The 19,282-nt window shown below is 69.7% G+C and carries 19 protein-coding genes; 18 read left to right on the forward strand and 1 reads right to left on the reverse strand.

Going from position 1 to position 19,282, the window contains the following annotated elements:
- Nucleotides 1-39 precede the first annotated feature (39 nt).
- Nucleotides 40-606: an inorganic diphosphatase gene (locus tag FQ377_RS04180; protein ID WP_148599928.1), complete on the reverse strand. Its 567-nt coding sequence runs from the start codon at nucleotides 604-606 to the stop codon at nucleotides 40-42.
- A 155-nt stretch (nucleotides 607-761) separates the two neighbouring features.
- On the opposite strand from FQ377_RS04180, the gene dacB reads away from it, so the two are divergent.
- The 18 genes from dacB (at nucleotide 762) to FQ377_RS04270 (ending at nucleotide 19,190) form a co-directional block, all read left to right on the forward strand.
- Nucleotides 762-2,177 carry a D-alanyl-D-alanine carboxypeptidase/D-alanyl-D-alanine endopeptidase gene (dacB, locus tag FQ377_RS04185; protein ID WP_148599929.1) on the forward strand — a complete coding sequence of 472 codons (1,416 nt, stop codon included), beginning with the start codon at nucleotides 762-764 and terminating at the stop codon, nucleotides 2,175-2,177.
- Nucleotides 2,178-2,273: 96 nt separating this feature from the next.
- On the forward strand, nucleotides 2,274-3,410 hold the full coding sequence (locus tag FQ377_RS04190; RefSeq protein WP_148599930.1) for a zinc-dependent metalloprotease: 1,137 nt from the start codon (nucleotides 2,274-2,276) through the stop codon (nucleotides 3,408-3,410).
- A complete protein-coding gene (tilS, locus tag FQ377_RS04195; protein WP_148599931.1) occupies nucleotides 3,403-4,497 on the forward strand; it encodes a tRNA lysidine(34) synthetase TilS in 1,095 nt (364 codons plus the stop codon). The genes FQ377_RS04190 and tilS overlap by 8 nt, the downstream gene beginning before the upstream one ends.
- Before the next feature lie 3 nt (nucleotides 4,498-4,500).
- A complete protein-coding gene (gene hpt / locus FQ377_RS04200; protein ID WP_148599932.1) occupies nucleotides 4,501-5,052 on the forward strand; it encodes a hypoxanthine phosphoribosyltransferase in 552 nt (183 codons plus the stop codon).
- Nucleotides 5,053-5,222: 170 nt separating this feature from the next.
- Entirely contained in the window at nucleotides 5,223-7,277 is a 2,055-nt protein-coding gene (gene ftsH / locus FQ377_RS04205; RefSeq protein WP_148599933.1) for an ATP-dependent zinc metalloprotease FtsH, read from the forward strand.
- A 52-nt stretch (nucleotides 7,278-7,329) separates the two neighbouring features.
- Nucleotides 7,330-7,947: a GTP cyclohydrolase I FolE gene (folE, locus tag FQ377_RS04210; protein WP_395858459.1), complete on the forward strand. Its 618-nt coding sequence runs from the start codon at nucleotides 7,330-7,332 to the stop codon at nucleotides 7,945-7,947.
- A 12-nt stretch (nucleotides 7,948-7,959) separates the two neighbouring features.
- Nucleotides 7,960-8,868 carry a dihydropteroate synthase gene (gene folP, locus FQ377_RS04215; protein ID WP_148599934.1) on the forward strand — a complete coding sequence of 303 codons (909 nt, stop codon included), beginning with the start codon at nucleotides 7,960-7,962 and terminating at the stop codon, nucleotides 8,866-8,868.
- Complete coding sequence (folB, locus tag FQ377_RS04220) at nucleotides 8,865-9,272, forward strand: dihydroneopterin aldolase (RefSeq protein WP_262364251.1); 408 nt, start codon at nucleotides 8,865-8,867, stop codon at nucleotides 9,270-9,272. The genes folP and folB overlap by 4 nt, the downstream gene beginning before the upstream one ends.
- Nucleotides 9,269-9,763, forward strand: coding sequence for a 2-amino-4-hydroxy-6-hydroxymethyldihydropteridine diphosphokinase (folK, locus tag FQ377_RS04225; RefSeq protein WP_148599936.1), 495 nt, complete (start codon nucleotides 9,269-9,271; stop codon nucleotides 9,761-9,763). Before folB ends, folK begins: the two co-directional genes overlap by 4 nt.
- 6 nt (nucleotides 9,764-9,769) lie before the next feature.
- Nucleotides 9,770-10,255: a DUF3180 domain-containing protein gene (locus FQ377_RS04230; protein ID WP_148599937.1), complete on the forward strand. Its 486-nt coding sequence runs from the start codon at nucleotides 9,770-9,772 to the stop codon at nucleotides 10,253-10,255.
- A complete protein-coding gene (locus FQ377_RS04235) occupies nucleotides 10,248-10,763 on the forward strand; it encodes a PH domain-containing protein (RefSeq protein ID WP_148599938.1) in 516 nt (171 codons plus the stop codon). The genes FQ377_RS04230 and FQ377_RS04235 overlap by 8 nt, the downstream gene beginning before the upstream one ends.
- Complete coding sequence (locus FQ377_RS04240; protein ID WP_148599939.1) at nucleotides 10,760-12,469, forward strand: PH domain-containing protein; 1,710 nt, start codon at nucleotides 10,760-10,762, stop codon at nucleotides 12,467-12,469. The genes FQ377_RS04235 and FQ377_RS04240 overlap by 4 nt, the downstream gene beginning before the upstream one ends.
- Nucleotides 12,456-13,406, forward strand: coding sequence for a Rossmann-like and DUF2520 domain-containing protein (locus tag FQ377_RS04245; RefSeq protein ID WP_148599940.1), 951 nt, complete (start codon nucleotides 12,456-12,458; stop codon nucleotides 13,404-13,406). Before FQ377_RS04240 ends, FQ377_RS04245 begins: the two co-directional genes overlap by 14 nt.
- Before the next feature lie 78 nt (nucleotides 13,407-13,484).
- Nucleotides 13,485-14,402: a pantoate--beta-alanine ligase gene (gene panC, locus FQ377_RS04250; RefSeq protein WP_262364252.1), complete on the forward strand. Its 918-nt coding sequence runs from the start codon at nucleotides 13,485-13,487 to the stop codon at nucleotides 14,400-14,402.
- A gap of 49 nt (nucleotides 14,403-14,451) precedes the next feature.
- Nucleotides 14,452-15,954 carry a lysine--tRNA ligase gene (gene lysS / locus FQ377_RS04255; protein WP_262364253.1) on the forward strand — a complete coding sequence of 501 codons (1,503 nt, stop codon included), beginning with the start codon at nucleotides 14,452-14,454 and terminating at the stop codon, nucleotides 15,952-15,954.
- A 2-nt stretch (nucleotides 15,955-15,956) separates the two neighbouring features.
- Complete coding sequence (locus FQ377_RS04260; RefSeq protein ID WP_148599941.1) at nucleotides 15,957-16,151, forward strand: hypothetical protein; 195 nt, start codon at nucleotides 15,957-15,959, stop codon at nucleotides 16,149-16,151.
- A gap of 84 nt (nucleotides 16,152-16,235) precedes the next feature.
- Nucleotides 16,236-16,565 (forward strand): histone-like nucleoid-structuring protein Lsr2, encoded by a 330-nt coding sequence (locus tag FQ377_RS04265; protein ID WP_148599942.1) that lies wholly within the window; start codon nucleotides 16,236-16,238, stop codon nucleotides 16,563-16,565.
- Nucleotides 16,566-16,682: 117 nt separating this feature from the next.
- Nucleotides 16,683-19,190, forward strand: a complete 2,508-nt coding sequence (locus FQ377_RS04270) for an ATP-dependent Clp protease ATP-binding subunit (protein WP_148599943.1) — start codon at nucleotides 16,683-16,685, stop codon at nucleotides 19,188-19,190.
- Nucleotides 19,191-19,282: the final 92 nt, after the last annotated feature.

The following is a 19,282-nucleotide window of genomic DNA, read 5'->3' on the forward strand; positions in this document are numbered from 1 at the left end:
ATCAGGACGTCCGGGTGCAGGAACGGCCCGGTCTCCGGGTCAGTGGCCCTCGGGGGAGTCGGTGGCGTTCTTCGCCTCGACGTCGATGTCGCGGCCCTGCGGCTGGTCCTCCGCGCTGCCCTCACCGAGCGCCCGGAAGCGCTCGAGCGAGGCCTCGACCTCCGCCTCGGCCTCCGCGCGGCCGGCCCAGTCGGCGGCCTCCACCCACTTGCCGGGCTCGAGGTCCTTGTACCGCTCGAAGAAGTGCTTGATCTCGTCGAGCAGGAAATCGGGGACGTCGGAGAGCTCCTGGATGTGCTCGAACCGGGGATCGACCGGAACGCAGAGGATCTTCGCGTCCCCGCCGCCGTCGTCGGTCATGTTGAAGACACCGATGGGCCGGGACTCCACCAGGACCCCCGGGATCAGATCGAAGTCCTGCAGCATGACGAGCGCATCCAGCGGATCGCCGTCCTCGCCGAGCGTGTTCTCGAAGTAGCCGTAGTGCGTGGGGTACTGCATGGAGGTGAACAGGACACGGTCGAGGCGCAGTCGGTGTGTCTCGTGGTCGATCTCGTACTTCACGCGCGAACCCTTGGGGATCTCGATGGTGACGTCGAGCTTCATGGCAACTCCTGGGAATGGGTCGGTGCTGGGCCGCGGCCGCGCCCTGCCGGTCTACTGTGTACTCGTCGGTTCCCAACATATCGGTCGCCCGCCCCTACCGGGGCATCCGGCCGCCGAGCCGGCCCTGATCGGCCTCGCGACGTGGAAGGACACAGATGACGCGCCTGCTCCGCCTGCTGACGGGTCTCCTGGCGGTCCTGGTCCTGGTGGTCGGAGTCCGGGCGGTCCTCGAGCCGTCGTCGCGCGGGCCGGCGGAGCCGTCGGCCGTGACTCCGACGCAGCAGGTCCTGCCGTCCACGGTCCCGCTGCCGGACGTCCTGGCGACGCTGTCCCCGTCCGCGCCCGCTCCCGACCCGGCGGTGCTCGGCCCCTTGCTGGAAGCCGCCCTCCGGTTCCAGGGCCCGGGGAGCTTCGCCGGGACCGTCGTCGATTCGAGCGACGGCACCGTCCTCTTCACCCGGGACGAGGCCCGCCTGCAGGCGCCCGCCTCGAACATCAAACTGTTCACGGCCGTCGCCGCCATGACCTACGCCGGGCCCGGGGAGCGCCTCACGACGTCGGTCCGGTCCTCCGCCGCCCGGCCCGGAGCCCTCTATCTGCACGGCGGCGGCGACGTCCTCCTCGGTGCCGGGCTCTCCGACCCCGACGCCGTCGTGGGGCATGCCGGGCTGGGTACCCTCGCGGCCGAGACGGCGGCCACCCTCGACCCCGGAGCCGGGCCGTACACCGTGTACCTCGACGACAGCCTGTTCACCGGCCCCGCACTGAACCCCACCTGGGCCCGGGGAGACATCGACGCGGGGCAGATCGCGCCGGTGCATGCCCTCGCCGTCAACTCCGCATGGCTGGGGGAGGGGCGGACCAGCGGGCCGCGCTCGCAGGACGCGGCCCTCGACGCCGCACGCACGTTCGCCGCGGCACTCTCCACAGCGGCGGCCGAACGCGGCATCACCGTCGGTGCCGGCGTGGAACGGGCGAGTGTGCCCGGTGACGCCCGGTCCGTCGCCGCGGTGGAGTCGGCACCGCTGGAGGACCAGGTGCACCGCATGCTGGAGGTCTCCGACAACTACCTGGCCGAGGCCCTGGCGCGCAGCGCCGCGCTCGGGAGCGGCCGGCCCGCGTCGTCCGACGGCGCCACCCGGACCCTCGCCGCCGCCGCCGAGCGCCTCGGCGTACCGGGCGAGGGACTGGTCCTCGGGGACGCGGCGGGACTGTCGGTCCGCAACGCCGTCTCCCCCATCCAGCTGGCCGTGCTGCTCCGCGCCACGACCACATCGGATGTGCCCGGCCTCGTGGCCGTGGCCCGCTCGCTGCCCGTCGCCGGGGCCACAGGAACCCTGTCCGGGCGGTTCGCCCCCGAGGACGGCCGCTCCGCAGCGGGTGCCGGAGTGGTACGGGCCAAGACCGGCACGCTCAACGCCGTCACGGCGCTCTCGGGGCACGTGGTGACGGTCGACGGCCGGCTGCTCGTGTTCTCCTTCCTCGCCGCGGGGCTCGACGGCAACACGGCCCAGGCACGGGCCGCGGCCGACGGCGCCGCGGCGATCCTGGCCTCGTGCGGCTGCCGGTAGCGCCTCCCACCGGCCGAACGCTCCCGGTAGCGGCTCCCACCGGCCGGAGGCTCCCGGTGGAAGCAGTGTGTCCGCGGGATGTGATCGAATAGGCGCATGTCCCGGAACGAGTCAGCACCACCCCGCCCGCAGCTGGTCAACTGGGAGATCGCTGCCTCCACGGCGGCGTCCCTGACCCCGGCCGGACCGACGATGAAGCCGGCCGAGATAGCCCGGGCCGTGGAGAACATCCGCCGGCTGGCCGACGACTCCGTGGCCCACGTCCACGCCATCTCGCGGCTCGACGCCGCGCGGGACCTCCGCGACTCCGAGCTCCTGGTCATCGACCGCGCCTCCTGGTCGAGGGCCAACGCCCACAGCTTCCGGACGCTCCTCGAGCCCGCTCTGGACCAGCTCGCTGCCTCGCGGCCCGAGGTGATGCGCTCCGCGTCGCTGGCCCTGGGCGGAACCCTCACCGGTGTGCAGCTCGGCACCATCCTCGCCTTCCTCTCCAGCAAGGTGCTGGGACAGTACGATCCGTTCGTCCCCTCTCGGCACGGCCAGGGCGGCAGGCTCATGCTCGTCGCCCCCAACATGATCGCCGTGGAGCGCGAACTGAACGTGGACCCCTCGGACTTCCGGCTCTGGGTGTGCCTCCACGAACAGACCCACCGCGTGCAGTTCGCCGCCGCGCCCTGGCTGCGGGATCACATGACGAGTCACATCGGAGAGCTGACCTCCGGTCTGATGGACAAGGCCGACTCGCTCTCCGAGCGCCTCGGAGCCGCGGTCAAGAATCTGGCGTCGGCGGCTCCGCGCTCCCGTGACGCAGCGGTCGAGACCCGGGAGGGGCCCCGCGACGGCGGTGTGCTGTCGATGCTCCAGGGGCCCGAGGACAAGGCCAGGCTCTCGCATTTGACCGCCGTCATGAGTCTGCTCGAGGGCCACGCGAACGTGGTGATGGACGGCGTGGACGGGAGCATCGTCCCCTCCGTCAAGACCATCCGCCGGCGCTTCAACGCCCGCGGCACCTCCCGCGGGCCCCTCGAGAAGCTCATCCGGCAGCTCATGGGACTGGACGCCAAGATGCGCCAGTACAGCGACGGCTCCAGATTCGTCCGCCGCGTGGTCAGCCAGACCGGCATGGACGGCTTCAACGCCGTCTGGGAATCGGCCGCGTACCTGCCCACCGAGCAGGAGATCCATGCCCCCGACGAGTGGATCGACAGGATGAGCCTGCGGCGCCATGGCTAGACGCCCCCGGCTGCTGCCCGCGGTGGGGACCGCGCGCAATCTGCTCGGTGCGAGTCTCGAGGGAATCCTCACCGGGTCGGTCGCGGACGGCTCCGCCGGGCTGCCGCTCGTACTCGTCGCCTGCAGCGGCGGAACAGACTCGCTGGCGCTCGCCGCCGTCGCCGCTCATCTTGTCCACACCGGGCGCGCCCGGGTCGGGGCCGTCGTCGTCGACCACGGGTTGCAGCCCGACAGCCACGCGATCGCCGAACGTGCCGCCGGCGCAGCACGGACGCTGGGCCTGGATCCCGTGCACGTGTACCGGGTCGAGGTCCGGCGCGAGGGCATGGGGCCGGAGGCCGCCGCCCGCAGTGCGCGCTACGCAGCGCTCGACGACGCCGCGGTCACGCTGGGGGCCTCGGCGGTCCTGCTCGGCCACACGCTCGACGACCAGGCGGAGCAGGTGCTGCTGGGCCTTGCCAGGGGTTCGGGCACGCGGTCCCTCGCGGGCATGCCGGCACGCCGCGGTCTCTACGTCCGTCCCTTCCTCGAGCTGCGGCGTGCCGACACCGAGGCCATCTGCGGCTTCTACGGCCTCGAGCCCTGGCACGACCCCACCAATCTCGATCCGGCGTTCGCCCGGTCACGGGTCCGCGCCGAAGTACTGCCGTTCCTCGAGGACCGGCTCGGTCCCGGCATAGCGCAGGCGCTGGCACGCTCGGCGCGGATCCTCGGGCAGGACGCCGATCACCTCTCCGAGCTCAGCCACCGGGCGTACACCGGGATGCGGATCGAGGGCGACGACGGCGAGGTGCTGCTCCCGGAGGACGGTCTGCGCGCCCTCCCGGCGGCATTGCGTCAGCGGGTGCTGGCCCTGGCGGCCCTCGAGCTCGGCGCCTTCCAGCCGAGCGCCGAACGGCTCCGTGCGGCGGAGTCGCTGCTGGAGCGGAAGGGGTCCGCCGGGCCCGTGCAGCTCGGGGGCGGGGTGAGCGTCAACCGCCAGGTCCGGGGGCGGTCGGTTCTCCGCGGAGAACCAGGCTATGGCAATCTTGTCCTTGGCAACAACGGTGCCGGCGTGAAGAAGTCGCGCCGTCCAACCCAGGAGTAATCGGTGGATTCCAACGACGTCCGGTCAGATCTCAAGCACGTCCTCTACACCAGGGAAGAGATCCAGCAGCGGATCACCGAACTCGCGGCGCAGATCGACGCCGATTACCAGGGCCGGGACATCCTCCTGGTGGGTGTGCTCAAGGGCGCGGTGATGGTGATGGCCGATCTGGCCCGCGCACTGCACTCGCATGTCACCATGGACTGGATGGCGGTCTCGTCCTACGGATCCGGGACACAGTCCTCCGGCGTGGTCAGGATCCTGAAGGATCTGGAGACCGACCTCATGGGCAAGCACGTCCTGATCGCCGAGGACATCATCGACTCCGGGCTCACGCTCTCCTGGCTGAAGGCCAATCTCCTCTCGCGCGGGCCGGCCTCCGTGGAGATCTGCACACTGCTGCGCAAGCCCGACGCCGCGAAGGTGGAGATCGACGTCAAGTACGTCGGCTACGAGATCCCGAGCGAATTCGTGGTGGGCTACGGACTCGATTTCGCCGAGAAGTACCGCAATCTCGATTTCATCGGCACGCTGGCCCCGCACATCTACGAGTAGGTCCTCACCGCCCGCCGGCAGTACGCCCAGAGGGAACTATTGGCGTCAGCCATGCGTGGTGCAGCACGGACGGTGTATATCTTGGAAAGCCGACCGGGCGGCTCCGGCTGCGCGCCCGCACATTTTTACTTGCACCAGCAGGAGGGACAGGGCTTGCTGCCCTGAGACGAATGAAATTCAAGAACATCTTCAAGGGGCCGATCTTCTGGATCGTCCTCGCGGTCGTGGCTCTGCTGCTGGTCCTGCCGACACTCTTCGGATCGGGTAGCTCCCGCGTGGACACCAATGTGGGGCTCCGTCTCCTCGAAGATGGTCAGGTGGCGCAGGCGAAGATCTACGACGGCGAACAGCGCGTGGATCTGACGCTGCGCGAGGACTACGAGGATCTGGGCAAGAGCGTCCAGTTCTTCTACAGCACCGCTCGCGCCGAGGGCGTCGTGGACGCCATCAACACCTCCGGGGCGGACGGCTTCACCGACCAGCCCGCGGAGAGCAACTGGTTCCTGAGCCTCGCCGGCCTGATCTTTCCCATCCTGATCCTCGGTGTCATCTTCTGGTTCCTGCTCAGCCGCATGCAGGGCGGCGGCTCGAAGGTCATGCAGTTCGGCAAGTCCAAGGCGAAGCTGATCTCGAAGGATATGCCACAGGTGACCTTCAGCGATGTGGCCGGATCGGACGAGGCGGTCGAGGAACTCCTCGAGATCAAGGAGTTCCTGCAGGAGCCCGCCAAGTTCCAGGCCCTCGGCGCCAAGATCCCCAAGGGTGTGCTTCTGTACGGCCCGCCCGGTACGGGCAAGACACTTCTCGCCCGTGCCGTGGCCGGGGAGGCCGGAGTTCCCTTCTACTCCATCTCCGGCTCCGACTTCGTGGAGATGTTCGTCGGCGTGGGCGCCTCCCGCGTCAGGGATCTTTTCGAGCAGGCCAAGAACAACTCACCGGCCATCATCTTCGTGGATGAGATCGACGCCGTCGGACGCCACCGCGGCGCGGGGGTGGGCGGTGGCAACGACGAGCGCGAGCAGACACTGAACCAGCTCCTGGTGGAGATGGACGGCTTCGACGCCACCACCAACGTGATCCTCATCGCGGCGACCAACCGCCCGGATGTGCTCGACCCGGCGTTGCTGCGCCCCGGGCGGTTCGACCGCCAGATCGGCGTCGAGGCCCCCGACATGAGGGGCCGCGCCCAGATCCTCTCGGTGCATGCCAAGGGCAAGCCGATGGCGTCCGGTGTGGACCTGAAGGCCGTGGCCAAGAAGACGCCGGGCTTCACCGGAGCCGATCTCGCGAACGTCCTGAACGAGGGCGCCCTGCTCACGGCGCGTTCCAACGCACAGCTGATCGACGACCGCGCCCTCGACGAGGCGATCGACCGCGTGATCGCCGGGCCGCAGAAGCGATCCCGCGTGATGAAGGAACTCGAGCGCAAGATCACCGCCTACCACGAGGGCGGCCACGCGCTGGTGGCGGCGGCGCTGCGCAACACCGACCCGGTGACCAAGGTGACCATCCTGCCGCGCGGACGTGCCCTCGGCTACACCATGGTCATGCCCAGCGACGACAGGTACTCCGTGAGCAGGAACGAACTGCTCGACCAGCTCGCCTACGCCATGGGCGGTCGGGTGGCGGAGGAGATCGTGTTCCACGACCCCTCCACGGGTGCCTCGAACGACATCGAGAAGGCCACGGGCACCGCGCGCAAGATGGTCACGCAGTACGGCATGAGCGAGCGCATCGGCGCGGTGAAGCTGGGGCAGGGAGCGGGCGAGCCCTTCCTCGGCCGCGACATGGGCAGCGACCGCGACTACTCGGACCAGATAGCCCTCGTGGTGGACGAGGAAGTGCGTCGCCTGATCGACAACGCGCACGACGAGGCGTACCAGATCCTCACGGAGAACCGCGACGTCCTCGACCGCCTCGCGCTCGAGCTGCTGGAACGCGAGACCCTCAACCAGGCGGAGATCGCCGAGGTCTTCTCCGACGTGCGCAAGCGGAGCCTGCGCGAGGTGTGGCTGTCCAAGGGGACCCGCCCCGTGCACTCCCTCCCGCCGGTCACCTCCCGCAAGGAGCGGGCCGAGGCGCTCGAGAGCGGCCAGCCCGCACCGGGTACAGTGGCGCCACAGGACCAGCTCGCCGCCGCCAACATCCCCGGCGACTTCGACGTGCACGACTCGGACCTGCCGTCCACCGGATCGGACAACAGCGCCCAGCGCCCGGACAGCTAGCGCTCGACCCCAGGGTGGGTGCCCGGCAGCGTTCCATGAAGGAAGGACACCCGTGACAGCGTTCGACGACGACACGATGGATGCAGATCTGCAGGCCGTCGCCCAGCCGGTGGACCAGGCGCGCATCCGCCGGGCGGTCAGGGAGATCCTCGTTGCCATCGGCGAGGATCCCGACCGCGACGGGCTGCTCGAGACCCCCACACGCGTGGCGAAGGCCTACGCCGAGATCTTCGCCGGCCTCCACCAGGACGCCGGCGAGGTCCTGGCGACCTCGTTCGATCTGAACCACCAGGAGCTCGTCCTGGTCAAGGACATCCCGTTCTACTCCACCTGCGAGCACCATCTCGTGCCCTTCCACGGCACGGCACATCTCGGCTACATCCCGTCGGAGGAGGGTCGCGTCACGGGGCTGAGCAAGCTCGCGCGGCTCGTCGAGGTGTTCGCCCGGCGCCCGCAGGTCCAGGAACGGCTCACCACGCAGATCGTCGATGCGATGATGGAACATCTCACGCCCAAGGGAGCGATCGTCGTCGTGGAGTGTGAACACCTGTGCATGTCCATGCGCGGGGTCCGCAAGCCCGGCGCGAAGACCGTCACCTCCGCCGTCCGCGGCCAGATCCGCGACACCGCGACCCGCGCCGAGGCCATGAGCCTCATCCTCGGAAGATAGGACACACCGCACATGGATTCTCTCGCCGCAGCACCCGGTACCGGGCCGGCGACCTCGCCGCTGCCGGTCATCCGGGCTGTCCGTGCCGCCAAGACAGCCGCGGATCTGCCCACGGACCGCGCCCTGGTACTCGGGATCCTCAACGTCACGCCGGACTCCTTCAGCGACGGCGGCAGCTACGCCACCACCGACGACGCCGTCGCCCACGGCCTGCGCCTGTTCTACGGTGGGGCCGACATCATCGACGTCGGCGGCGAATCGACGCGCCCCCAGGCCCGGGAGGTGCCGGTCGAGGAGGAGCTGGCGCGTGTGCTGCCCGTGGTCCGGGCCCTCGTGAAGGCCGGTGCGCTCGTCAGCATCGACACCCGGCATGCGGAGACGGCGCGCCAGGCCCTCGACGCCGGCGCCGGGATCGTCAACGACGTCTCCGGCGCGGAGTACGACCCGGACATGCCCGCACTCGTGGCCGAGCGCGGGGTGCCGTACGTGCTGACGCACCGCAGGGGCACTGCAGCGACCATGGACGGCCTGGCCCGGTACGGGGACGTGGTGGCGGAGGTCGCCGCGGAGCTCACCGCGTTGCGTGACCGGTTCGTCGCGGCCGGGGTCGATCCCGACCGGATCATCCTCGATCCGGGGATCGGCTTCGCGAAGACCGACGAGCACAACTGGGCCATCCTCAGGAACCTCGACGTCTTCCTGGGTCTGGGGCACCGACTCCTCGTCGGTGCCTCCCGCAAACGCTTCCTCGGCACCCTGCTGACCAGTGCAGGGAAGACGGCGGCCCCGGCGGAGCGCGACCACGCCTCCCTCGCCGTCGCCACCCTCGCCGCGACCGCCGGCGCATGGGGTGTTCGGGTCCACGATCCCGCCGCCACACTCGACGCCGTGAAGGTCGCGGCCGCCATGGGACCGCGGTGAGCGACCGGGCAGCCACCGGCACGCCCGGCTCGCCGTCGGGCAGGCTCGACTCGGTGAGCCTGCGGGGCATCACGGCCACGGGCCATCACGGCGTGTTCGCCCACGAGCGCCGCGACGGCCAGCCTTTCGTGGTTGATCTCGTGCTCCACCTCGACCTGCAGCCCGCCGGCACCAGCGACGACCTCGCGCGGACCGCCCACTACGGCGAGGTGGCCGACCACGTCCATGCCATCATCGGCGGGGAGCCGTTCGAGCTGATCGAGGCCCTCGCGGAGACCATCGCCACCGCCGTCCTCGGCACGTACCCCGTTGCCGCCGTCGACGTCACCGTGCACAAGCCCCAGGCGCCCATCGCGGTCCCGTTCGACGACGTGGCCGTGACCCTGCGCAGGAGCCGGCCATGAGCGGGACCGTGCGGTCCGTGCTGGCCCTGGGCAGCAACCTCGGGGCCAGCAGGGACACCCTGGTCGGTGCCGTCGCGGAGCTCGCGGACCACCACGAGGTGCGCCTCCACGCCCTCTCACCCGTTGTGCGGACCCGGCCGGTGGGCGGACCCGAGCAGCCCGACTACCTGAACATGGTTCTCGAGGTGGAGACGTCCCTGGCCCCGCTCGAGCTGCTGGCGCACTGCCAGGGTGTCGAGGAGAAGTACCAGCGCACGCGGTCCGTCCGCTGGGGGCCGAGGACGCTCGACGTCGACATCATCACCTACGGTTCCCTGACCTCGGACGACCCGACGCTCACCCTTCCCCACCCGCGGGCCGCCTCCCGGGCCTTCGTCCTGCAGCCCTGGGCGTGGATGGATCCCGGGGCACGCCTCGACGGGCGCCTGGTCAGTGAACTGGCCGCCGAGGCCCCCGATCTTCTGGGCCTGGTGCCCTTCGAGGAGGACTAGGACGCGGTGAGTTCCCTTCGCTTCCGCTGGCTTGCCATCGTGGGACTGGTATCCGGGCTCCTGGGCTGGCTGGCCAACTGGCTGACCACCCGCAACGGCTACGGCACGCCCACCCTGCCCCTGACCTCCCTCGTCACCACCGCTGTGATCATCGGCATCACCCTGGTGTTCGGCCGCCGTGTGCTGCGGTGGACGAACGGCCGCCGGGACCGCCCGCTCGATCCGATCCTGGCTACCCGAACGCTCGTCCTGGCGCAGGCCTGCGCCTATGCCGGGGCAGTGAGCCTGGGCTGGCACGCGGGCATCTTCGTGGACCAGGTGACCCTCCTTGCCGTGCGCTCCAGCACCGCGCCGCTCTGGGGCTCGGTTGCGCTGATGGTGGGCGGCATGGTCATGATTGTGGTGGGACTGGTCGTCGAGAACTTCTGCAGGCTCCCGCCCGACCACGACGCCACAGGAACCGCGGAGCGTGAGGAGGGGGAGTATGCGTAGCGAACCGATCGACCCCTCCGGGCTCGAGTGGTCCAGGGTGTCGCCCAAGTACCTGCGGGTCAGGCTGCTCGGCTGGCTGCTGGGATCGCTGGTCTGGCTCGTCGTCGCGAGCGTACCCCTGGTCCTGCGCCTGACCGGCGTCTGGGAGTCCTTCCCGCCGGAGTGGGTCGCCTGGGCACTGCCCGCGCTCGTCCTCGTGAGCGCCGTCTGGCGGGGACTGCTGCTCCCGCGCCAGGTCGCGGCCATCGGCTATGCCGAGCGCGACGACGACCTCCTGGTACGCCAGGGCGTCTTCTTCCAGCGCACCATGGTGGTGCCGTACGGCCGCATGCAGTACGTGGACATCGCCGTGGGGCCCCTCCAGCGGGCCTTCGGCATCTGCACGCTCAAGCTCCACACCGCGTCGCCGGCCACGAACGCCCTGATCCCGGGCCTCCCCACCGAGGAGGGTACGAGGTTGCGTGAGCAGCTGTCGGCGCGGGGAGAATCCAGGCTGGCCGGGCTGTGACGACAGCCCCAGGAACCGGCGGCGAGGACCCGGGTCTCCCGCTGCACGGTGCGGTCGAGGCGAAGGACCCGGACGCCGGCGTCCCCTGGCAGCGCGTGCACTTCATCTCCCCGCTGGTTCGCGGCTGGATAGCCCTCGTCGCCATCCTCTACTTCGTCGGCCGCGACTGGTTCGAGGGTCTCTTCGACGCCGGGTCCAGGGCGCGCGGCCCGCTGCCCGAGGGCGTCGGGCTGCTCCTCGCCGGCGGCGTGGTCCTCGGCGTCGTCCTGCTCATCGCCGCGGGTTTCTTCGTCGCCTGGTACTTCACCCGCTACCAGGTCACCGCCGAGCACGTACGCGTGCACTCCGGTGTGATCTTCCGCCAGCAACGGCAGGCGAGGCTGGACAGGGTCCAGGCGATCGACATCGTCCAGCCGCTCCTGGCCCGGATCTTCGGGCTCGCGGAGCTGAAGTTCGAGGTGGCGGACGCCGGGGAGTCGGCCGTGCGGCTCGCGTTCCTCAAGCTCGACGACGCCACGAGGCTGCGCGCCACCATCCTGGCCAGGGCGGCGGGCGTTGAGACCGACCCGGAGCACCCGGAGGACATCGTGGAGGCACCCGAGCGCGAGGTCGTGGCACTCCGGCCCGGTCGCGTCATCGGGGCGGCCGTCCTCTCCGGCGCCACGGTGGTGCTCCTCGTGGCCGCCATCGCCGTGTTCGTGCTCGGCGTCGTCCTCGGGACGGCGATCGTGGCCACGTCCTTCATCCCCATCCTCATCGGGGTGGGCGGCGCCTACTGGTCGGCCCTGGGCACGGGCTACAACTTCCGCGCCGCGACCTCGCCCGACGGCATCCGGATGCGCTACGGCCTGCTCGACACGCGCGCGCAGACCGTGCCGCCCGGGCGGGTGCAGGCGCTGTCGATCGTGCAGTCGCCGCTATGGCGGCTCAAGGGCTGGTACCGCGTGAGCGTCAATGTGGCCGGCTACGGTGCTGCGGCGTCGAGCGAGGGCCAGGCCCGTGCCACCCTGCTACCCGTCGGCACGCGCGAGGAGGTGCTGCAGATCCTCGCCCTGGTCCTGCCCGATCCCGGGACGGAGCGCCCGGTCGAGCTGTTCTCCGCCGGGATGACGGGTCGGGACGGCTACGAGGGTTTCGTCACCACCCCGCGCAGGGCTCGCTGGCTCGCACCCCTGGCCTGGCGGCGCAACGGCTTCGCGGTGACCTCCACGGCCCTCCTGATGCGCTCCGGGGTGCTGTGGCGCCAGCTCGTCGTCGTACCGCACGAACGCACGCAGTCCCTGTCGATCGAGCAGGGGCCGCTGGACCGGCGCTTCCGGGTCTCCACCCTGCAGTTCCAGACCACACCGGGGCCCGTCAGCCCACGGGTGCACCAGACGGACTCCGACGCCGCCTGGGATCTCTTCCACGGCCAGGCTGCCCGCGCTGCGGAGGCACGACGCCGCAGTGCACCCGAGCAGTGGATGAAACCCCTCGTCGTGCGGCAGCCGGCAGCGCCCGGAACCGCTCCAATGCCAGCCGGACTCCCGGCGGACGCCGTGCCGACCACGGGCACCTTGTCGGCAACGGACACCCTGCCGACCACGGACGCTCTGCCGGCCACGGGTGAGCGGCCGGCGCAGCCGGGCGTGCGCGAGATCATGCCGGAGGTGCCGAGCTACGTCCCGGCCCCGCCGGTCGGAGGGCCCGCCGATGCCCCCCGGTGATGCGACCCGGCGTCCCGGACGGCTCGGCGTGGGCATCATCGGGGCGGGCAGGGTGGGCGCGGTCCTGGGTGCCGCCCTCAGAGCCGCGGGCCACGCCGTCATCGGTGTCTCCGCGGTCTCCGCGGCGAGTCTCGAGCGCGCCGAGAACCTCCTGCCCGGGGTGCCGGTGCTCGAGCTCCCGGACATCATCGAACGCGCCGAACTAGTGCTCCTGACCGTCCCCGACGACGCCCTGCCGGAGCTGGTGGAGGGGCTGGCGCGGCTGGGGTCCTGGCAGGCGGGGCAACTCGTGGTGCACACCTCCGGGCGCTACGGCATCGGGGTGCTCGGACCGGCCCGCGCCGCCGGTGCCATCCCGCTGGCCATCCACCCCGTCATGACCTTCACCGGGATGAGTCTGGATCTCGGTCGTCTCCCCGACAGCATGTTCGGGGTCACCGCGCCGTCCGCCGTGCTGCCGATCGCCCAGGCGCTGGTGGTCGAGATGGGAGCCGAGCCGGTGGTGATCGAGGAGGAGTCCAGGCCCCTGTACCACGCGGCCCTGGCCCACGCCTCGAACCACCTCGTCACCATCGCGGCCCAGTCGGCGCAACTGCTCGCCGATCTCGGCGTGGAACACCCGGACCGCATGCTGGGGCCGCTCATGAAGGCCTCCCTCGAGAACGCGCTCGCCTCCGGCGAGGGCGCCCTGACCGGTCCGGTGGCGCGGGGCGACGCCGGTACCGTCGTTGCCCACCGTGAGGCCCTCGACGGACACGACGCCCCCGATACGCGGCAGGCGTACCTCGGTATGGCGCGGGCCACCGCCGAGCGGGCGCTCGAGCGGGGCGTCCTCTCCCCGGCCCAGGGCGCATCGATCCTGGCGGCACTGGCCGACCCCCCCGGTACCGGCGGGCCCCGTCATCCCCGGGGCACGCGCCCCGGTCCGCCCTCCTGAGCCCCGGCCCCCACCTTTCCTGCGGCCGCGCCCCCGAGGCGTCGTCCGTGCCCATCGAACGCTCCGAAGGACCCTCCCGTGACCGAGACCGGCATCCCCACCCAGGCCACCCCACTCCTCGTCTCCACCGCCGGCGAGCTCCGCGAGGCCACCTCCGCCCTTCTGGAGGACGTGGGCACGGGGGACAGGAGGGCCTCCCTCGGCCTGGTCCCCACGATGGGCGGTCTGCACGCGGGCCACGCGGCCCTGGCCGGCACGGCCCGGCGGACCGACGACGTCGTGGTCGCCTCGATCTTCGTGAACCCGCTGCAGTTCGGCGACCGCGCGGATCTGGAACGCTACCCACGCACGCTCGATGCCGATCTCCGACTGCTCGGGGAGAGCGGCGTGGACGTCGTCTTCGCCCCGACCCTGGAGGAGATGTATCCCGGAGGTGAACCCCTGGTCCGCGTGAGCGCCGGGACGGTGGGGGAGGTGCTCGAGGGGGCCGCCCGGCCCGGCCATTTCGACGGCATGCTCACCGTGGTGGCCAAGCTCCTCAATCTCGCGCGGCCCACGACCGCGGACTACCGGGCCTACTTCGGGCAGAAGGACGCCCAGCAGCTGGCCCTGATCCGGCGCATGGTGCTCGACCTGAACATCCCCGCAGGTATTGAGGGTGTTCCGATCGTGCGTGACACCGATGGTCTGGCCCTGTCCAGTCGCAACCGGTTCCTCTCCGTCGCCGAACGCAGGGCCGCCCTCGTGCTGCCCCGGGTGCTGCAGGAGCTGCGCGAGAGGAGCCTGGACGGGCTCCCGCTGGACCTCGCGGCCGGGCGTGCCCGCATCGGCGCCGCGGACGGCGTGGAGCTGGACTACCTCGACGTCGTCGATCCGCTCTCCTTCGACGCCGTCGTGCACGCAGCAGACGCCACCGCCCCGGCGCTCGCCGTCGCCGCGGCACGGGTGGGGGCGGTCCGGCTCATCGACAACATCGCGCTGTCCGGACCGGCATGACGTGCGGTGCGGGCCGCCCGGCGCGGGCGGGGTCGTAAACTTGTCTTCCGTGACCAGTGACGAGACCCTCCCCGTGGACGACCTCAACGAACAGATGCGCTTCCGGCGGCAGAAGCGCGAGTCCCTGCTCCACTCCGGGGTGGAGCCCTATCCGGTGAAGCCGGCACGGACGCACTCCCTCGCCCAGGTGCGCGAGCAGTTCGCACCCCTGGAACCGGGTGAATCGAGCGGGCAGCAGGCGGCCGTCGTCGGACGGGTGGTCTTCATCCGCAATTCGGGCAAGCTGTGCTTCGCGACGCTCCAGGAGGGGGACGGCACGAGGTTGCAGGTGATGCTCAGCCTCGCCGAGATCGGCACCGACAGCCTGGCGGACTGGAAGTCCCTCGTCGATCTCGGGGATCATGTCTCGGTCCACGGTGAGGTCATCAGTTCCCGCCGGGGCGAGCTCTCCGTCATGGCCCACACCTGGGCCATGGCATCGAAGGCCCTGCGCCCCCTGCCCACCCTCCACGCCGGAGTCAACGAGGAGACCCGCGTGCGCCAGCGCTACGTGGACCTCATGGTGCGGGAGGAGGCCCGGCAGATGGTGCGCACGCGTGCGGCGATCACGCGGACACTGCGCGAGACACTCCACCAGCGCGACTACATCGAGGTGGAGACCCCGGTGCTCCAGCTCGTCCACGGCGGCGCGACCGCCCGGCCCTTCGAGACGCACCTCAACGCGTTCGACCAGAAGATGACACTGCGCATCGCCCTCGAGCTGTATCTCAAGCGTGCCGTCGTGGGCGGGATAGACCGCGTCTACGAGATCGGCCGCATCTTCCGCAACGAGGGCGTCGATTCCACGCACAGCCCCGAGTTCACCATGCTCGAGAGCTACGAGGCCTACGCGGACCAGTTCGTCATGGCGGAGCGGATGCAGGAGATGATCCTCGCCTGCGCGGACCTGCTGGGCTCACGCACCCTCGAGACCGCGCAGGGCACCATCGAGCTCGACGGCGAGTGGGCCTGGCTCGGGGTCTACCCCGGCCTGTCGGCAGTGGTGGATCTCCAGGTCACCCCGGAGACCGATGCGGAGGAGCTCCGCCCGATCGCCGAACGCCACGGCGTCGCGCTCGATCCGTCCTGGGATGCAGCGAAGATCGTGCTCGAACTGTTCTCGGAGCTCGTCGAACCGACCCTCATCCAGCCCACCTTCGTGTACGACTACCCGCCCTCGGCGCAGCCGCTCGCCCGGCCGCACCGTGACGATCCGCGGCTCATCGAGGCCTGGGACCTCATCATCGGGGGCATGGAGCGCGGTACGGCGTTCTCCGAACTCATCGACCCCGTGATCCAGCGGGAGCGGCTCACGCTGCAATCCCGCCGGTCCGCGGCGGGCGACGACGAGGCAATGCAACTGGACGAGGATTTCCTCCGCGCACTCGAATACGGCGCGCCGCCCATGGGCGGTATCGGTCTCGGGATAGACCGCCTGGTGATGCTTTTCACGGACGTCGGAATTCGGGAATCCATTCTCTTCCCCATTCTCCGGCCCGAAGCGGGTCAGTAGACATGGAATATCTCGCCGTCCTCCTCCCGTCGCTCGTCCTGGGAGTGATCTTCTATTTCGTCATTAAGGCGATCTTCAATGTGGATCGGTCCGAGCGAGAGGCCATGGCGCAGGCCGAGCGGATGCAGGACGAACAGGACGCCCACGACCGTGCTGCTAGGCGGGACAATGACGATGACGAAATGAACCCGCATTAGAATGCCCGTCTTTGACCTGGCTGAATAAGTACTTCATACTCTTTTACGGGGGTACTGTTATTCGGGAATCAATAGGAGAGCACAATGGCGCAGAAGACGAAGATCATTCTCATCGATGACATGGACCAGGGCGACGCCGACGAAACCGTGCGGTTCGGTCTCGACGGTGTGCAGTACGAGATAGATCTCTCGGAGAAGCATGCTTCCGAGCTGAGGAATGCGCTCTCGGATTACGTCGGTGCCGCGCGGCGCAGCAGCCAGGGCAAGCAGCAGCGCTCCGGTACGTCCTCCCCCTCGCGCAACCAGGAAGCGGCGCAGATCCGGGAATGGGCCAAGGACAACGGCTACACGGTCTCCTCCCGCGGCCGTGTCAACAGCGAGATCGTCGAGGCGTACCGCGCGGCACAGCGCTGACGTCCGGCGCCGGGGCTTTGGGGACTCCGGCGATTTCTCGCCTGTGGCGAACACGCACCCACGGCACACTCCGTGCCCGTAGCATCGAATTACACGTTAGCTAGGAGTGTGTGTCTGATGTTCGAAAGATTTACGGATCGTGCCCGTCGAGTTGTTGTGCTGGCCCAGGAAGAGGCCCGCATGCTCAACCACAATTACATCGGCACCGAGCACATTCTGCTTGGCCTGATCCACGAGGGTGAGGGCGTTGCCGCCAAGGCGCTGGAGTCACTGAGCATCTCGCTGGGTGCCGTCAGGGAACAGGTCCAGGAGATCATCGGGCAGGGCCAGCAGGCCCCGTCCGGTCATATCCCCTTCACCCCCCGGGCCAAGAAGGTGCTGGAACTGTCCCTCCGGGAGGCCCTCCAGCTCGGCCACAACTACATCGGTACCGAGCACATCCTGCTCGGTCTCATCCGCGAGGGCGAGGGTGTCGCCGCGCAGGTCCTGGTGAAGCTCGGAGCGGATCTGAACCGCGTCCGCCAGCAGGTCATCCAGCTCCTGTCGGGCTACCAGGGCAAGGAGCCGGCGGCTGCCGGCGGCCCGGCGCAGGAGGGTACTCCAGCGGGGTCCGTGGTCCTCGACCAGTTCGGGCGGAACCTCACGCAGGCGGCGCGCGAATCCAAGCTCGACCCGGTGATCGGGCGCGAGCAGGAGATGGAACGCGTCATGCAGGTGCTCTCCCGCCGCACCAAGAACAACCCCGTCCTCATCGGTGAGCCCGGCGTCGGCAAGACCGCCGTCGTCGAGGGCCTCGCCCAGGCGATCATCCGCGGTGACGTCCCGGAGACCATCAAGGACAAGCAGCTCTACACGCTTGACCTCGGTTCCCTCGTGGCGGGCTCGCGCTACCGCGGTGACTTCGAGGAGCGCCTGAAGAAGGTGCTCAAGGAGATCCGCACCCGCGGCGACATCATCCTCTTCATCGACGAGATCCACACCCTCGTGGGAGCCGGAGCAGCCGAGGGCGCCATCGACGCCGCGTCGATCCTCAAGCCCATGCTGGCACGCGGTGAGCTCCAGACGATCGGCGCCACCACGCTCGACGAGTACCGCAAGCACATCGAGAAGGACGCGGCGCTCGAGCGCCGGTTCCAGCCGATCCAGGTGGCCGAGCCGTCCGTGGCGCACGCCATCGAGATCCTCAAGGGCCTGCGTGACCGCTACGAGGCCCACCACCGCGTGTCCATCACCGACGGCGCGCTGACCAGTGCCGCGACGCTGGCCGAGCGCTACATCTCGGACCGGTTCCTCCCGGACAAGGCGATCGACCTGATCGACGAGGCCGGGGCACGCCTGCGCATCCGCCGGATGACGGCGCCGCCGGAGCTCAAGGAGATGGACGAGCGCATCGCCGAGGTGCGGCGCGAGAAGGAGTCGGCCATCGACTCCCAGGACTTCGAGGGTGCCGCCTCGCTGCGCGACAAGGAGCAGAAGCTCCACGACGAGCGCAGCGACAAGGAGCGCCGCTGGAAGTCCGGCGGACTCGACGATGTCGCCGAGGTCGACGAGGAGCTCATCGCCGAGGTGCTGGCCAATTCGACCGGCATCCCCGTCTTCAAGCTGACCGAGGCCGAGTCCTCGCGACTGCTGAACATGGAGGCCGAGCTCCACAAGCGCGTGGTCGGCCAGAACGAGGCCATCAAGTCGATCTCCCAGGCCATCCGGCGCACGCGGGCCGGCCTGAAGGATCCGAAGCGTCCGGGCGGCTCGTTCATCTTCGCCGGCCCCACCGGTGTGGGCAAGACCGAGCTCGCCAAGGCACTCGCGGAGTTCCTGTTCGGGGACGAGGACGCGCTGATCACCCTCGACATGTCCGAGTACTCCGAGAAGCACACCGTGTCGCGGCTCTTCGGTGCTCCTCCGGGCTATGTGGGCTACGAGGAGGGCGGACAGCTGACCGAGAAGGTCCGCCGCAAGCCGTTCTCCGTGGTCCTGTTCGACGAGGTGGAGAAGGCCCACTCGGACCTGTTCAACTCGCTCCTGCAGATCCTGGAGGACGGTCGCTTGACCGACAGCCAGGGACGCATGGTGGACTTCAAGAACACCGTGATCATCATGACCACGAACCTCGGTACGCGGGACATCTCGAAGGGTGTGATGACGGGCTTCCAGTCCGGCACCGACACCACCACGAGCTACAACCGGATGAAGGCCAAGGTCCAGGAGGAGCTCAAGCAGCACTTCCGTCCCGAATTCCTGAACCGTGTGGACGACACCGTGGTGTTCCCGCAGCTCACACAGGACGAGATCATCGAGATCGTGGACCTGTTCCTCGACCGGCTCGGGAAGCGCATGGGCGACCAGGGGATGACCATGGAGCTCACACCGGCCGCCAAGGTGCTGCTGGCCACGCGGGGCTACGATCCGGCGATGGGTGCGCGGCCGCTGCGGCGCACCATCCAGCGCGAGATCGAGGATCAGCTCTCGGAGAAGATCCTCTTCGGTGAGATCACCTCGGGAGAGCGCATCCATATCGACGTCGAGGGCGAAGGAGCGGACGCGAAGTTCACCTTCGTCGGAGTCGGAGCGCCCAAGGAGATCGAGGACGCCCCCGCCGCACTGGAGGCCACGGTCCCCGAGTAGGACCACCCTCTGCGCGCGACGGAACCCGCCCTGGCCACCAGGGCGGGTTCCGTCGTCTGATGGGGAGCGGAGCCGGACGGTTCGGTGCCCTC

It is taken from the genome of Arthrobacter echini, assembly GCF_008107445.1.
In the GTDB taxonomy this organism is placed as follows: Bacteria; Actinomycetota; Actinomycetes; order Actinomycetales; family Micrococcaceae; genus Arthrobacter_D; species Arthrobacter_D echini_A.